Source organism: Klebsiella sp. GN_Kp190 (assembly GCF_040061795.1).
Classification (GTDB): Bacteria; Pseudomonadota; Gammaproteobacteria; order Enterobacterales; family Enterobacteriaceae; genus Klebsiella; species Klebsiella michiganensis.
In genome coordinates this window covers 1-14,575 of record NZ_JBEAFN010000069.1, presented here as the reverse complement: position 1 = coordinate 14,575, position 14,575 = coordinate 1, and the positions used below count along the sequence as shown (strand labels likewise).

The window sequence follows — 14,575 nt, the reverse complement described above, 5'->3', positions numbered from 1 at the left end:
TGGATTTATCTTTATTTCTGGTGACTGAAATATGAGGAAAACAGGGATTCAACTGACGAATCCGCCGCGGTTTTATCAGCTCTGCGGCAGGGTCGCTCCGTGGCTGGGCGGCGCCAGCGCGCTGGTACTGATCGCAGGCTGGGTCTGGGGATTTGGCTTTGCGCCCGCGGACTATCAGCAGGGCGAGAGCTATCGCATTATCTATCTGCATGTTCCGGCGGCAATGTGGTCTATGGGCATTTATGCCCTGATGGCGGCCGCGGCGTTCATCGGCGTGGTCTGGCAGATGAAAATGGCCAATCTGGCGCTGGCGGCGATGGCGCCCGTGGGGGCGGTGTTTACTTTTGTGGCGCTGGTGACCGGTTCCGCGTGGGGTAAGCCAATGTGGGGAACCTGGTGGGTTTGGGATGCCAGATTGACCTCTGAGCTGGTGCTGCTGTTTCTCTACGTCGGCGCGATAGCGCTGTGGCACGCTTTTGACGATCGCCGTCTGGCCGGGCGCGCGGCGGCTATTCTGGTGCTGATTGGCGTGGTGAATTTACCTATCGTTCACTACTCGGTTGAGTGGTGGAACACCCTGCATCAGGGCTCAACGAATATGCAGCAAAGCATCGCCCCGGCGATGCGCGCGCCGCTGCGGCTGGCGATTATCGGCTACCTGCTGCTGTTTATCACGCTGGCGCTAATGCGCATGCGGAATCTGATTTTGCTCATGGAAAAACGTCGCCCGTGGGTCAGTGAACTGATTTTAAAAAGAGGTCGTCGATGAGCAGCGCATTTACAAGCTGGAGTGATTTCCTGGCCATGGGCGGCTATGCCTTTTACGTCTGGCTGGCGGTGGCGTTGACCGTTCTTCCGCTGGCGGCGCTGGTCGCGCACAGCGCGATCCTGCATCGTGTCATTCTGAGCGATATCGCCCGGCAGCGCGCCCGTGAAGCCCGCAGGCGCGCGGCGCGGGAGGCGACATGAATATTCGCCGCAAAAACCGGCTGTGGGTCGCCCTCGCGGTGCTCGCTGGGCTAACGCTGACCACCGCGCTGGTGCTCTATGCGCTGCGTTCCAGTATCGACCTGTTCTATACGCCTGGCGAAATCCTCTACGGCAAGCGCGAAACGCAGCAGCGGCCCGAGCGGGGTCAGCGTCTGCGCGTCGGCGGGATGGTCGCGCCCGGCAGCGTGAAGCGGGATGCGAATTCGCTGCAGGTGAGTTTTAGCATCTATGACGCCGAAGGTTCGGTGGACGTCAGCTACGAAGGCATTCTGCCGGACCTGTTCCGCGAAGGGCAGGGCGTGGTGGTTCAGGGCGAGCTTGATGCGCACAACCGGATACAGGCGAAAGAAGTGCTCGCCAAACACGATGAGAACTACACTCCGCCAGACGTGGAAAAAGCGATGGAGAGCAACCATCGTCGCCCGGATAGCGCCTACAGGGACACATCCTTATGATGCCTGAAGTCGGCAACGGGCTGCTGTGCCTGGCGCTTGGCGTCGCGCTACTGCTTTCCGTCTATCCGCTGTGGGGCGCGGCGCGGGGGGACAGGCGAATGATGGCCTCTTCCCGGGTATTTGCCGTTCTGCTGTTCATCCTCATTATGGGCGCCTTTATGGTGCTGATTAACGCCTTCATTACCAACGATTTTACGTTGAGCTACGTGGCCAGTAACGCCAATACTCAGCTGCCGGTCCGGTACCGCGTGGCCGCAGCCTGGGGCGCACATGAAGGTTCGCTGCTGCTATGGGTGCTGCTGATGAGCGGCTGGACAGTGGCGGTAGCGCTGCGCAGCAGGCGAATGCCGCTTGATATTGTCGCCCGGGTGCTGGCGGTGATGGGAACGATCAGCGTTGGCTTTCTGCTGTTTATTCTGTTCACCTCCAACCCGTTTGCCCGTACGCTGCCGGAATTTGCCATTGAAGGGCGCGACCTGAACCCGCTGTTGCAGGACCCCGGGCTCATTTTCCATCCGCCGCTGCTGTATATGGGCTATGTGGGCTTCTCGGTGAGTTTTGCCCTGGCGATAGCCGCGCTGTTGAGCGGGCGGCTGGATAGCACCTTTGCGCGCTTCTCTCGCCCGTGGACGCTGGCGGCGTGGGCCTTCCTGACGCTCGGTATTGTGCTGGGCTCCGCGTGGGCTTACTACGAGCTCGGATGGGGAGGCTGGTGGTTCTGGGATCCGGTGGAAAACGCGTCGCTGATGCCATGGCTGGCCGGCACCGCGCTGCTGCATTCGCTGGCGGTCACTGAACAGCGCGCCAGCTTCAAGGCGTGGACGCTTCTGCTCGCTATCTGCGCATTTTCGCTCTGTCTGCTGGGGACCTTTCTGGTGCGTTCCGGCGTGCTGGTCTCGGTTCACGCTTTTACCTCCGACCCGGCGCGCGGCACGTTTATTCTTGCCTTTATGGTGCTGGTCATTGGCGGCTCTTTACTGCTGTTCGCCATGCGTGGCTATAAAGTCCGCTCTCGGGTAAATAATGCGCTCTGGTCGCGCGAGTCGCTGCTGCTCGGCAACAACGTTCTGCTGATGGCCGCTATGCTCACGGTGCTGCTGGGTACGCTGCTGCCGCTGGTGCATAAACAGCTGGGCCTCGGCAGTATTTCGATTGGCGAGCCGTTCTTTAATACGATGTTTAGCTGGCTGATGGCGCCGTTTGCGCTCCTGATGGGCATCGGCCCGCTGGTGCGCTGGGGGCGCGATCGCCCGCGTAAGCTCAGGGGGCTGCTGGTTATCGCCTGCGTAAGCACGCTGGCGCTGTCGCTTCTGTTGCCGTGGTGGTTGGGCGATAAGATTGTCGCCATGACGGTGGTCGGGCTGGCGATGGCCTGTTGGGTCTTTGTGCTGGCGGGAGTAGAGATCGCTTTGCGGGTTTCACGCGGCGCCAGGATGACCCTCAGCTACTGGGGAATGGTCGCAGGCCACCTCGGGCTGGCGGTCACCATCGTGGGTATCGCCTTTAGTCAAAATTACAGCGTGGAGCGCGACGTGCGCATGCGGGTGGGCGACAGCGTCGATGTCCATGAATATCGTTTTTCTTTCCGTGAGGTCAAAGAGGCGATCGGCCCAAACTATCGCTCCGCCGTCGCGGTGATTGGCGTCATGCGACGCGGCGAACCGCAGGCGATACTGAATGCGGAAAAGCGCTTTTACCACAGCAGCAGCGCCATGATGACCGAAGCGGCGGTTGACGGCGGATTTACCCGCGATCTCTATGCCGCGCTGGGCGAAGAGCTGGGCAACGGCGCCTGGGCCGTACGCCTTTATTATAAACCGTTCGTACGCTGGATTTGGGCCGGGGGAGTGCTGATGGCGCTGGGCGGGCTGTTGTGCCTGTGCGATCCGCGCTATCGCCCGCGCCGCGGATATCCTGGCGCGGAGGCCAGATGAAGCGCTGTACGTTGTTGATGCCGCTGGTCATTTTTATGGCTATCGCGATGCTGCTGCTGTGGCAGCTGGCGCGTAATGTGGAAGGGGACGATCCCAATAGCCTGGAGTCGGCGCTGATCGGAAAACCGGTACCGATTTTCCGTCTTGAGGCGCTGGAAGATCCCGGGCAGTATTTTCAGTCGGATGCGCTGGCGCAGGGCAAACCGCTGCTGCTTAACGTCTGGGCGACCTGGTGCCCGACCTGTCGCGCAGAGCATCAGTATTTGAATCAGCTTTCCGCGCGGGGGATCCGCGTGGTGGGTCTGAACTACAAAGACGATCGGCAGAAAGCAATTGGCTGGCTGAACACGCTGGGCAATCCCTACGCGCTGAGCCTGTTTGACGGCGACGGGATGCTCGGGCTGGATCTCGGAGTCTACGGCGCGCCGGAGACGTTTTTGATCGATGGACAGGGGATCATTCGCTACCGCCACGCGGGGGATCTTAACGATCGGGTGTGGGAGCGCGAATTCAGGCCGCTGTGGGAGAAGTTTAGCCGGGAGGCTGCGCCATGAGATTATTACTGAGCGCGCTGATGCTGCTGCTTTGCGCAAACGCGCTGGCCGCTATTGATGTCATGCCGTTTAAGGACGAGGAGCAGGAACAGCGGTTTCGCCTGCTCACGGAGCAGCTTCGGTGCCCGAAATGCCAGAACAATAGCATTGCGGATTCCAGTTCCGCGATCGCGGCCGACCTGCGGCAGAAAGTTTTTACGCTTATGCAGGAAGGAAAAAGCGACAGCGATATTGTGGACTACATGGTGGCGCGCTACGGCAACTTCGTTACCTACGATCCGCCATTAACCCCGCTGACGATGCTGCTGTGGGTCGTGCCGGCCGCAGCGATCGCCATGGGCGGTTGGGCTATAGTGGCCCGCTCCCGCCGCCGCGTCAGGCCAGGGCAGGAGACGTTTTCTGACGGCCGGGCGCCGGAGGATAAATCCGCCGGGCCGTGGATTTTTATACCTGGCGCGGCGCTTGCGCTGGCGGTAGGCGCGGTCAGCTATGGCCAGACCGGCCACTATCAGCAGGTGCAACGCTGGCAGCAGGCGGTGGCTCAGACGCCGGCTCTGTTGGCGCGGGTGCAGGATCCAAAGGCGCAGCCGCTTGATGAAGACGAACTGCGGCGTCTGGCCCTTGGGCTACGCACGACGCTGTGGCAAAATCCGGACGCTTCTATTGAGGATTGGCTTATGCTCGGGCGTCTCGGCAGGGTCCTGGACAACGCCGCTATGGCGACTCAAGCCTATGCTCGCGCTTACGCGCTGGCTCCGGATAACGATAGTGCGGCATTTGGCTATGCGGAGGCGCTGCTGCGGGTATCTGACCCGCGGGGCGGTGCGCTGGTGCGCCAACTGATGGAGGGCCAGCGCGTTAACGACCGCCTGCTTAATCTGTATGCGCTCAGTGCATCAGAGCAGGCGCATTTCAGCGAGGCGCTGACGGCGTGGCGGTTGCTGCTAAAACGATTACCGCCGGACGATACGCACCGGGCGGTCATTGAGCATCATATCAACCAGACGGAGCAACGGTTAACCCACGGACATCCCGCCGTTGACGCGCAAGGTTAATAACCACTCCGTTTGTTCACCAGGTTTTTCAGCGGCAGCGCCTGCTGCTGCCGCCGGATGTTGTCCAGCAGCTGGCGGGCAATCACCTCCGTCTGCGCGATGGAGGCCATATGCGGCGTGATCGCCACCTGCGGGTGTTGCCACAGCGGGTCCTCCTGGGGCAGGGGCTCGACGGGGAAGACGTCCAGCACCGCGCCGGACAGCTTGCCGCTATCCAGCGCCTCGAGCACGTCCTGATTCACCATATGCTCGCCGCGGCCGCAGTTAATCAGCGACGCGCCGTCGGGCAGCTGCTGCAGTAAAGGATGGGCGAGGATACCTCGCGTCTGCCCGGTTAACGGCAGGACGTTGATCAGCGCATCCAGCTGGCCAAGGAATTCGCCAGCCTGCGCCTCTCCGTGGTAGCAGCGCACGCCGGCAAGGGATTTTTCGCTACGCGCCCAGCCGGAAACCCGATACCCCAGCGCGGCCAGCTGCGAGGCGATATAGCCGCCAATTTCGCCGAGGCCCATGACGCCAACGTGATAATCGGCCGCCGCTCGCTGCGGATACATCTTCCAGACGCGCTCGCGCTGGTGGGCCAGCGCCCGGTCAAAGCGACGCTGAAACCACAGTACGCCCCACAGCGCGTATTCAAACATACCGTGACGAAAATCTTCATCCACCACCCGGCAGAGCGGAACGTCGCTGGCGAAAACGCTGGCGGGCAAATGGTCTACGCCGGCAGACGCGGCCTGGATCAGCTTCAGCTGAGGCGAGCGCGCCAGCAGCTGCGGGTCGGGAAACCAGCAGCAGGCGTATTGCGCCTCGCGGGCGGCGGGGTCCTCGGGCAGAACCGCTTTCACTTCCGGGAATAGCGCGAACGCGGCGCAAATCTCCCGGGTGTACTGAGGATCGTTACAATCCACGACGATGGTGAACTGAGTCATAGGCATTAGCTCTTATAAGAAGTATCAAGACGGTCCAGGCGCCGCAGCCACGCCTGCCACACCAGCTGGCGTTCATGTTCAACCCCCATCAGCTGCTCACAGGCGTGCCGGCTCAGCGGTTCAGGTATCGTATGGATGGGGCCGAGCGGCGCCAGCTGCGCGGCGGCCATCTGGATCTCGCAGGCGCGGTTCAGGTAGTACATGATGTAAAACGCATCGGCGACGGTGCGCCCGACCGACAGCAGCCCGTGGCTTTGCAGGATCATAGCGATGTTCTCGCCGAGCGAGCGCTGGATCCGCACGCGTTCATCGAGATCGAATGCGACGCCTTCATAAGGATGGTAGCCGACGCGTTGATAAAATTCGGTGCTGATTTGGTTAAGCTGCAGCAGCCCGTCTGCGCAGGCGGCAACGGCCATCCCCGGCAGCGTGTGGGTGTGGATCACGCAGTGGGCGTCTTCCCGGGCCATATGGACCGCGCTATGAATGGTAAATCCCGCCGAGTTTGCCGGGGCGCTGCCCTCGACGACCTTACCCTGCATATCGACCACAATTAAGTTGCTGGCGGTGACTTCGTCAAACATCATGCCAAAGGGGTTAATCAAAAACCGCGGCTCGCCGTCACCGGGCAGGCGCACGGAGAAGTGGGTATACAGCGTGTCTTCCCAGCCGAAGAGCGCCGCCAGACGATAGGCGGCGGCCAGCTGCTGGCGTAGTTCCCGTTCAGTTGCCATTTATTGCACTCCCATAAATTCACGAATGCGGGTGAGGGACGGATCGGCGGCATCGCTGCGAATGCGCTGCGGCGGCATATCGCTCTGCACGACGCCGTTTTCCATCATCACCACCCGGTCAGAAATTGATAAGGCGAAGTCCATCTCGTGGGTCACGATAATCATCGTCATGCCTTCGCGGGCGAGGGACTGAATGACCTTCAGCACTTCGCCAACCAGTTCAGGGTCCAGCGCCGACGTGGGTTCATCAAACAGCATGATGTCCGGTTTCAGCGCCAGGGCGCGGGCGATGGCCACGCGCTGCTGCTGGCCGCCGGAGAGTTGATACGGGTACTTTTCGGCGTGCGCCAGCAGACCGACGCGATCCAGCAGCCACAGCGCCTGCTCTCTGGCGGCGGCGCGGTCGAGCAGCTTGTGATAGAGCGGGGCGAGCATCACGTTATCCAGCACCGTGCGGTGGGGAAACAGGTTGAAGCCCTGGAACACCATGCCGATGCGGCGTACGCCCGCGCGCATTTGCTGTTTATCAACAATGGAGGCGCCCTTCAGGTAATCCTCGCCGTAAAGAATGATCTCGCCGCCGTCGATGCTTTCAAGGGCGTTAATGGTGCGGATCAGGGTGGTTTTGCCGGAGCCGGACGGGCCGATGATACTGATTACCTCGCCGTTTTCCACTTTCAGGTCGATGCCTTTCAGTACGTGGTGCTGGCCCCAGGATTTTTCGATGGCGTGCAGATCCAGCGCCGGCGGGTTGCCGCTGGCGGCCTGCGCTTTTTGCGTCTGTACCGGCGGCTTCAGGTTCAGGCGCAGGGTTTCGCATTCACGCTCGTTGAGCGTTTGCGGGCGCTTACGCTGAATATCCAGCAGGTTTTCCAGCGCCCGGAACAGCCAGCTAAACACCGTGACGACCATAACGTAGTAAATGGCGACCGCCAGCAGCGTCTCCATGACGAGAAAATTCTGCGCGTACAGGCGCTGGCCGGTCAGCAGCAGCTCCGGCAGCGAAATAACCGACAGAATCGAGCTGAGCTTGATGATGGTGATGTATTCGTTAATCAGCGTGGGCAGGGAAATACGAAACGCCTGCGGGATAATAATTAAGCGCTGAATCCCGATAAAGCTAAAGCTTAAGGCATGCCCGGCTTCGCTTTGCCCCCTGGCGACCGAAAGCAGGCCGCCGCGATGGATTTCCGCCATGTAGGCCGCTTCGGTCACCGTCATCGAGACCAGCCCGGCAATAAACGGAACGCCGAGCAGCGGTTGGGTGGCCGGAAACAGCTGCGGCAGGTTATAGACAAAGACCAGCAGGACCATCAGCGGTACGCTGCGGAAAAACCAAATATAGAGTTCGACGGGAACCTTCAGCCAGCGCGGGCCGGAGAGCTTCGCGCAGGCTAAAAGAAAACCTAATATCAGGCCAATAAACCAGGACAATGAACTGACGACAACCACGGTGACACACGCCTGCCAGAATGCCCCAACGCTAAATAATGAAAAAAAGTATCCCCAATCGAACTCCATACCGACTCCCGTTTAATTATTGTATTAATTGATGCTTTCTAAGTTGTATTTCTTGATGATGGCGTCATATTTGCCGTTGGCTTTAAGGGTGGCTAACGTTGATTTAATGGCCTCGGCCAGCTCGGTGTTGCCTTTGGCGACGTAAATTCCCAGCGGCAGCGGATAGACCAGACGGTTCGAGCTAATGGCCAGGCGGCCGCGGCTTTTCTCGACGATAATTTGCGCCGCCGGGGCGATTTCTAACTGGGCGTTGATATTTTTCGACAGCAGGGCCTGGGAGGCTTCCGGCGCGGTCGGGAATTCCTGGATACTAATGGCCGGTTTGCCGTTTTTCAGGCAGTACTCGTCGGAGTGCGTTTTCAGGCTGGAAACCCAGGCGGTACCCGCCTGCAGACCTACCTTCACGCCGCACAGTTCGTCTTCCGTTTTTGGCTGAATGGCGCTGCTTTTCAGCGCAATAATGGACGCGCCGGAGAGGGCGTAAGGGATGGCGTCCGCCTGCTTCTGGCGCTCGGGCGTCACGTACATCCCGGAGATCACCGCATCGTATTTTTTACCGATACCTAAGATCAGGCTGGTGAATTTTGTGTCGATAAGCTGCGGTTTGGCCTTCAGCTGTTCGGCGATCAGCGCCGCGAACTCCGGGTCGATGCCGACAATATTGTTATTGCTGTCATAGGATTCAAAAGGCGGATAGGTCACCTCCATCCCGACTTTAAAGACGCCCTCGGTCAGCAGCTCAGCGGCCTGAGCCAGCGGGGAAAAACAAGCGGTGACGGCGATGGATAAAGCCACACGGCGCGAGATTTTTTTTAGCGTTTTGTTCATCATTTATCCTCACGGGTTATTTACGGTTTTTTGCTGTGCTTGTTTTTTCAGATGGCCAAAGGTGTTAGTGCCGCGGGCGCGTTCGGGGAGCTGGAGCTCGCCTCGGGTGACTTTCTCGCGCAGGTAGCGATAGGTCTGTAACGCCTGGCTCCACATATGCTCACCAATGCTCAGTTCTTGATATTCGCTGGCTTCGCCTGCCTCAAGGAAGCCCGGCAGCGGGCGAATCAGCGTGTGGTAGTCGCAGGCGAAAAACAGCGGGAAGGAGTAGCGTTCCTGCGGCACCTTGCGTACGCGGTGTGCGGTTGCAACAAATGTGCCAGCGCTCAGGACTTCCAGCATGTCGCCGATATTAATCACGAAAGCCTCTTCTCCGGCCGCGTTCTTCAGCGGCGGGGCGTCGATCCAGTCGCTATCTTCATTCAGCACTTCAAGACCCGGCTGGTCGGCGAGCAGCAGGGTGAAGCATTCATAGTCGGTGTGTGCACCAATACCGGGAACATCTTCGGCGCTGGCGTCAAAGGGGTAGTGGATCAGACGCAGCTTTGACGGCGGGCAGGTAACCATCGACCTGAAATAGCCCTCCGGCAGGCCAAGGGCGAGAGCGAAGGCGTCAAACAGGCGATGCCCAAGGGCGAAAACCGCGTCATAGTAGGCCAGCACGCGGGATTGAAATTCCGGGACGTCCGGCCACTCGTTGGCGCCAATCAGCGGCGTTTTCGCCACGACGAACGGGTGGTCGTCGGCGGCCTGAAAGCCGATATCAAACGCCTCTTTGTGATCCGGCTTGCCGGAGCCGTAAATCTCTTCCCCTTCGGGAACGTAGCCCTTATGGCTTTTCGACTGTCCGATGTAGTACGCCATCTTGCGCTCCATCGGCAGGGCGAAAATCTCTTTGGCCGCCGCGCGGATCCCGGCAATCAGTTCGGGCGCGATGCCGTGGCCGGTAACGTAGAAAAAGCCGACTTCGCGGGCCGCCTGGCCGATGGCGTCGGCCACCGCCTGGCGTCGGACGAGATCGTCGCAGGCCAGGTCGCTGATATCGATGGTCGGTAATTCAGTAAACGAACTTTTTGCAGCGGTCATTTATTCCGTTCCTTATTCAGTTTGCGAGGTGAATTCAACAAAATGCTGCTGTTCACGCTGGGCCATCCAGGCGTTCAGCGACCACAGGTCGGCGACCGGAACGTTGGTAAACGGCAGGTGATGCAGGTAGCCATCGGGGCCAAATTCCGGCGTAAGCGTGGTGTGCTGGTAGCCGCGCCGGCGCTGCGATTGCCAGATCTGTTCCCAGAAGCGCTGCTGAAACCGCAGGGCCGCCCGATATTCCGGCGCGGCGGGGTGCGGCACCTGCGGCCCCTGGTCGTACCCGGCGCGGGCCTGAATATGGTGGACCCGTTCGATAAAGGCGCTGAAGTCATCGCAGGGGTCATCCAGCAGGCGTTCGCTTACCACGATCCAGTGGCTGATATCGGCGGTAAAGCGCAGCTGCGGCAGCTGTTGAATTATCTCCAGCGTCAGCCACGGGCTATACAGCGACGTGGCGCGATGGGTTTCAAAGCTGCAGAACAGTTCATATTCGGCGGCGAGCTCATGCGCTCTGCCGAGAAAATCCACCTGCTGCGCCAGCGGCCAGCGGTCGTTACCGGCCAGCAGATTGACGAAGCGCGGATTAAGCGCTTTTGCCGCCGCAAAACGTTCTTTTAAGCGCTCCAGATGCTGCGCGGGCGTCTCGGCCTGGGCCGGAATAACGCCGCCGCCGCTGAACACAATGGCGATATACTCAAGCGCGGACGCTTCGATGCGTTGGGCCAGCGTCCGCTGCTCTTCTGGCGTCAGCGGAACCCGCGCTTCAATACCGCAGCAGCCGACGCTCCGGAGTTCGCTGACCGTTTGCTGCCACGGGGTGGTGACGCCCCACAGCGTGCGAAAGACGTTAAGCTGCATGGTTTTTCCTCTATGGATATTTCACGCCCGGGAGAACGCAGAGCATTTCATACAGCAGGTTGGCGGCCAGCTGGGACGTGTTGCCGCTGACGTCATAGGGGGGCGAGACCTCGACCAGGTCGCAGCCAATCAGGTTCAGACCGCGGCAGCCGCGCACGATTTCCAGCGCCTGAATCGACGTCAGTCCGCCCACTTCCGGAGTTCCGGTGCCGGGGGCCCAGATCGGGTCGAGGCTATCAATATCGAAGCTGAGATAAACCGGGCCAGCCCCCATTTGCTGGCGCACTTCGGCCATCAGCGGGGTCAAAGATTTGTGCCAGCACTGCTCGGCCTGAACCAGACGAAAACCGCGATCGACGCCCCACTGGAAGTCACCGGCGGCGTAACCCTGCGCGCGCTGGCCAATCTGGACGACGCGTTTAAGATCCAGCAGCCCCTCTTCGACGGCGCGGCGGAAGGTGGTGCCGTGGGCAATCTTTTCGCCGAACATCTCATCGTTGGTATCGGTGTGGGCATCGACGTGAATCAGCCCAACCGGACCGTGCTTTTTGGTCAGCGCGCGCAGGATCGGCAGGGTAATGGTGTGATCGCCCCCCAGCGTCAGGGGGATAAGCGGAAAACTATTTAAACCGGTGTAGTAATCCTCGATAATCTGCACCGATTTGAGCAGGTTGTAGGTATTGATCGGTACATCACCGATATCTGCCACCGACAGTGAATCAAAAGGCGCGGCGCCGGTGGCCATGTTGTACGGGCGAATCATTACCGATTCGGTACGAATATAGCGCGGTCCGTAGCGCGTTCCGGAACGCTGTGAGGTTCCGATATCCAGCGGGATGCCGACAAACGCTGCATCAAGTCCCTGTAAATCTTCGATAAATGGCAGGCGCATCATCGTGGCGCGGCCACCAAAACGCGGCATCTCGTTGCCACCCTGCGGTTGATGAAAGACGTTATCCATTTCAGCTCCTGAATCTGACAAACAAAACTCAACAGCAGGGATAGTGCGAAAGATGTGCTGGACTTTAAATCGTCTGCCGCAAATACTTAGTTCATTTATTAGTGAACTAAGACGCTATGCTTAACGACGCGACGCTTAACATTCGACAGCTCCAGGTTTTTGAGGCGGTGGCCCGTCTTGAGAGCTATGGCCGGGCCCAGCAGGAGCTGGGGATTTCCGTTTCCGCGATCAGCAATGCGATGTCGCAGCTGGAAGGCCAGCTTGGCTTTAGCCTGTGTCAGCGCGGGCGCGGCGGCTTTGCGTTGACCGAAAAAGGGCAGCATTTTTTACAGCAGGCGATCCGCGTGCTGAGCGAACTGAATGAACTGGAGCGCCAGTCGGCGCTGCTGAAAGGCGAGCATAGCGGCACGATTTGTATCTCAACGCTTGATTCCATCGAGACGGAGACCGCGCTGTCGCTGCCGGTCGTGCTGCGCAGCTTTAGCGATAAGTTTCCTAATGTGCATATCAAGCTGATTATCCGTACCCCGGCGGAACAGCTTAACGGCGTATTGAATAACCATATCGATCTCGCCATCGGCAGCTACAACTCGCGGGTGCATAACATCATCAGCGAACCGCTCTATCGCGAGCAGCACTGGCTCTACTGCAGCGACCTGCATCCCATGTTCTTCAGTCGACAGCTCGATAAAGAGCTGATCAGCCAGTGTCCGCTGGTGACGCGCAGCTACTGGAATACCAGCGATCTGCGGCGGCGCGGGTTCAGCAAGGGCAGCGCGACCGTTGAAACCGTCGATGCGCAGCTGCTGCTCATCCTCTCCGGGAAATACATCGGCTACCTTCCCGAGCACTACGCCTGGCCGTGGATTAAGGAGAATCGCCTGCGCGTACTGCTGCCCAATGAGTTTGGCTTTCAATCTCCCTTCTCGGCGATATGTAAGCGCGGGCGCAGCAACGAACCCTACCTGAAGGAGTTTCGCAATCTACTCAAGAAGAATACGGTGGCCAGACCGAAGTGGAGCGAATGAGATTCGTATTGAATGAGTAACAGCTTATGCCTGATTAGAATTGTAAAAAGACCGCTCAATATCAGGCATATAAAAGGTAATGTGCCATTAATCATATGTGGCTAAGAAAAAGCTTAGATAAAAATATCGTCCTGCACCTGGATAATTCCCATTCCCGACCTGGTTAAAAAATGACCTTTTTGTGTGTTTTTTCTGAATTAATGTTAAATCCAACGCCTGACGTTGTTTGTTAAAATTTTTTCTGCTGCAATCGACAAATATATTTTTGACGTATTTTTTTTCTAATGGATGGGAAGATGATAAGAAATAGCTTATTGGCATTGGTGTGCATTTCTGTAGGTTTATTACAGGGGTGTACTAATGGTAAAAAACCGCAGAGCGCACTCATAAAAAAAGATGTCATTCAAAATGAACAGCCCGCGCAGGTTCCTGCTTTACAGCAGTGTATCCAGGATGCCGACGCTTTAGTTAAGCTCGATAAAAAGTTTCAGCAGGACTCAAACGAGCTATATGGTTTAATCAATGACGCTAAGTTTTATGCTTCTGTTTCAGACCAAACCTCCGCCAGCGTAAAATCAACGATTACACCGCTTTTTGAATACAAGATAAACGATAAGTGTAATAGCATTTCGCAGAAATTAATTAAAGAGTTTGAAAGCCGGGCAAGAAAAGCTGAACTCAAGGATGGGCTGGCCAGATGATGGACGCTAAGGGGAAACTGAATATATGCAATCTACGAGGTCCTGCGATTGTATTTGCTCTTTTTACCCTTATTGTTGTGTTTCCTGCTCGTGCTAAGCCGGGAGACTTCCTTGATAATATATCGAAACTCGAAATAAACAATCCGCCGGCCTCAGGCGCCGCCAGCGGGGAGTCGGTCTCGTCTAAGCAAAATAACGATAGCCCTGATAAAAAAACGCCTCAGAAGCAGGACGTCGTCAGAAAAAAAAGTCATCAGAATAAAACAGAGAGTACGATTAACGCTCTGCGGAAACAGAATGCGGAGCTGAGCGCTGCCGCCAAAGCGGCGGAGAAAAAGCACGCTGAAACGACGCGCGAACTGTCGGCGCAGATCGCCGCGCTGAAGGCTCAGAGTGAACAGCGTGTACAGAAAGAGAGCGGCGAAACTACCGCCGTGAGCGCGCTGAGCAAAAAGAACGCCGAGCTGGCCGCCGCTGCCGAAGCGGCGCAGAAAAAACTGGATGAGACCACCCGCTCGCTGACGGCGCAGATCGCCGCATTGACGGCACAGCGTGCACAGAACGAAAGCGGGCAGACCACCGCGCTTGATGCGCTGAGCAAAAAGAACGCCGAGCTGGCCGCCGCTGTCGAAGCGGCGCAGAAAAAACTGGATGAGGCCACCCGCACGCTGTCGGTGCAGATTGCCGCGCTGAAAACGCAGAAGGAGCAGAGTGAGAACCTGCAGAAATCGACGATCGATACGCTGACGGGAAAGAATCTGGAACTGCGCGCCGCTGCCGAATCTGCACAGAAAAAGCAGGATGAGACCTCCCGTGCGCTGTCGGCGCAGATTGCCGCGCTGAACAAGCAGCGTGCGGAGAGTGAAGAGCAGCAGAAAACCGCGCTTGATGCGCTGACCAAAAAGAACGCCGAGCTGGCCGCTGCCGCCGAAGCGGCG

15 protein-coding genes and 1 pseudogene are annotated in these 14,575 nt (G+C 58.4%); 9 read left to right on the top strand and 7 right to left on the bottom strand.

Translation table 11 applies throughout. The annotated features are described in order from the left end of the window. Positions 1–31 precede the first annotated feature (31 nt). From ABLU67_RS25245 to ABLU67_RS25220, 6 genes are read left to right on the top strand one after another with little or no spacing between them, the layout of a single operon-like run. A complete protein-coding gene (locus ABLU67_RS25245) occupies positions 32–769 on the top strand; it encodes a heme ABC transporter permease (protein WP_049083626.1) in 738 nt (245 codons plus the stop codon). Further along, positions 766–969 carry a heme exporter protein CcmD gene (gene ccmD / locus ABLU67_RS25240; RefSeq protein WP_348852582.1) on the top strand — a complete coding sequence of 68 codons (204 nt, stop codon included), beginning with the start codon at positions 766–768 and terminating at the stop codon, positions 967–969. The genes ABLU67_RS25245 and ccmD overlap by 4 nt, the downstream gene beginning before the upstream one ends. After that, positions 966–1,445, top strand: a complete 480-nt coding sequence (gene ccmE / locus ABLU67_RS25235; protein ID WP_014839268.1) for a cytochrome c maturation protein CcmE — start codon at positions 966–968, stop codon at positions 1,443–1,445. Before ccmD ends, ccmE begins: the two co-directional genes overlap by 4 nt. Then, positions 1,442–3,379 carry a heme lyase CcmF/NrfE family subunit gene (locus ABLU67_RS25230; protein WP_348852581.1) on the top strand — a complete coding sequence of 646 codons (1,938 nt, stop codon included), beginning with the start codon at positions 1,442–1,444 and terminating at the stop codon, positions 3,377–3,379. The genes ccmE and ABLU67_RS25230 overlap by 4 nt, the downstream gene beginning before the upstream one ends. Continuing rightward, entirely contained in the window at positions 3,376–3,933 is a 558-nt protein-coding gene (gene dsbE, locus ABLU67_RS25225) for a thiol:disulfide interchange protein DsbE (protein ID WP_014226473.1), read from the top strand. The genes ABLU67_RS25230 and dsbE overlap by 4 nt, the downstream gene beginning before the upstream one ends. Further along, positions 3,930–4,988, top strand: a complete 1,059-nt coding sequence (locus tag ABLU67_RS25220) for a cytochrome c-type biogenesis protein CcmH (protein WP_348852580.1) — start codon at positions 3,930–3,932, stop codon at positions 4,986–4,988. The genes dsbE and ABLU67_RS25220 overlap by 4 nt, the downstream gene beginning before the upstream one ends. On the opposite strand, the gene ABLU67_RS25215 is transcribed toward ABLU67_RS25220, so the two are convergent. From ABLU67_RS25215 to speB, 7 genes are read right to left on the bottom strand one after another with little or no spacing between them, the layout of a single operon-like run. Next, complete coding sequence (locus ABLU67_RS25215) at positions 4,985–5,917, bottom strand: glyoxylate/hydroxypyruvate reductase A (protein ID WP_025107314.1); 933 nt, start codon at positions 5,915–5,917, stop codon at positions 4,985–4,987. The two genes, ABLU67_RS25220 and ABLU67_RS25215, sit on opposite strands and share 4 nt — an antisense overlap. A 5-nt stretch (positions 5,918–5,922) precedes the next feature. After that, on the bottom strand, positions 5,923–6,651 hold the full coding sequence (locus ABLU67_RS25210; protein ID WP_004123879.1) for a class II aldolase/adducin family protein: 729 nt from the start codon (positions 6,649–6,651) through the stop codon (positions 5,923–5,925). Next, a complete protein-coding gene (locus ABLU67_RS25205) occupies positions 6,652–8,172 on the bottom strand; it encodes an amino acid ABC transporter permease/ATP-binding protein (RefSeq protein WP_025107315.1) in 1,521 nt (506 codons plus the stop codon). A gap of 24 nt (positions 8,173–8,196) precedes the next feature. Then, positions 8,197–9,000: an ABC transporter substrate-binding protein gene (locus tag ABLU67_RS25200; RefSeq protein WP_025107316.1), complete on the bottom strand. Its 804-nt coding sequence runs from the start codon at positions 8,998–9,000 to the stop codon at positions 8,197–8,199. A 9-nt stretch (positions 9,001–9,009) separates the two neighbouring features. Further along, positions 9,010–10,086 (bottom strand): 2-oxoglutarate and iron-dependent oxygenase domain-containing protein, encoded by a 1,077-nt coding sequence (locus tag ABLU67_RS25195; protein WP_014226468.1) that lies wholly within the window; start codon positions 10,084–10,086, stop codon positions 9,010–9,012. Positions 10,087–10,098: 12 nt separating this feature from the next. After that, positions 10,099–10,947, bottom strand: a complete 849-nt coding sequence (locus tag ABLU67_RS25190) for a TIM barrel protein (RefSeq protein ID WP_046877658.1) — start codon at positions 10,945–10,947, stop codon at positions 10,099–10,101. A 10-nt stretch (positions 10,948–10,957) separates the two neighbouring features. Beyond that, positions 10,958–11,908, bottom strand: a complete 951-nt coding sequence (gene speB / locus ABLU67_RS25185) for an agmatinase (RefSeq protein WP_014226466.1) — start codon at positions 11,906–11,908, stop codon at positions 10,958–10,960. Positions 11,909–12,024: 116 nt separating this feature from the next. Between speB and ABLU67_RS25180 the strand changes: the two genes are divergently transcribed. From ABLU67_RS25180 to ABLU67_RS25170, 3 genes and pseudogenes are all read left to right on the top strand, one after another. Then, on the top strand, positions 12,025–12,936 hold the full coding sequence (locus tag ABLU67_RS25180) for a LysR family transcriptional regulator (protein WP_004135102.1): 912 nt from the start codon (positions 12,025–12,027) through the stop codon (positions 12,934–12,936). A 296-nt stretch (positions 12,937–13,232) separates the two neighbouring features. Continuing rightward, on the top strand, positions 13,233–13,637 hold the full coding sequence (locus tag ABLU67_RS25175) for a hypothetical protein (protein WP_014226465.1): 405 nt from the start codon (positions 13,233–13,235) through the stop codon (positions 13,635–13,637). Beyond that, positions 13,634–14,575, top strand: a pseudogene (locus tag ABLU67_RS25170) (cell envelope biogenesis protein TolA); the annotation flags it as partial. The gene ABLU67_RS25175 and the pseudogene ABLU67_RS25170, both read left to right, overlap by 4 nt.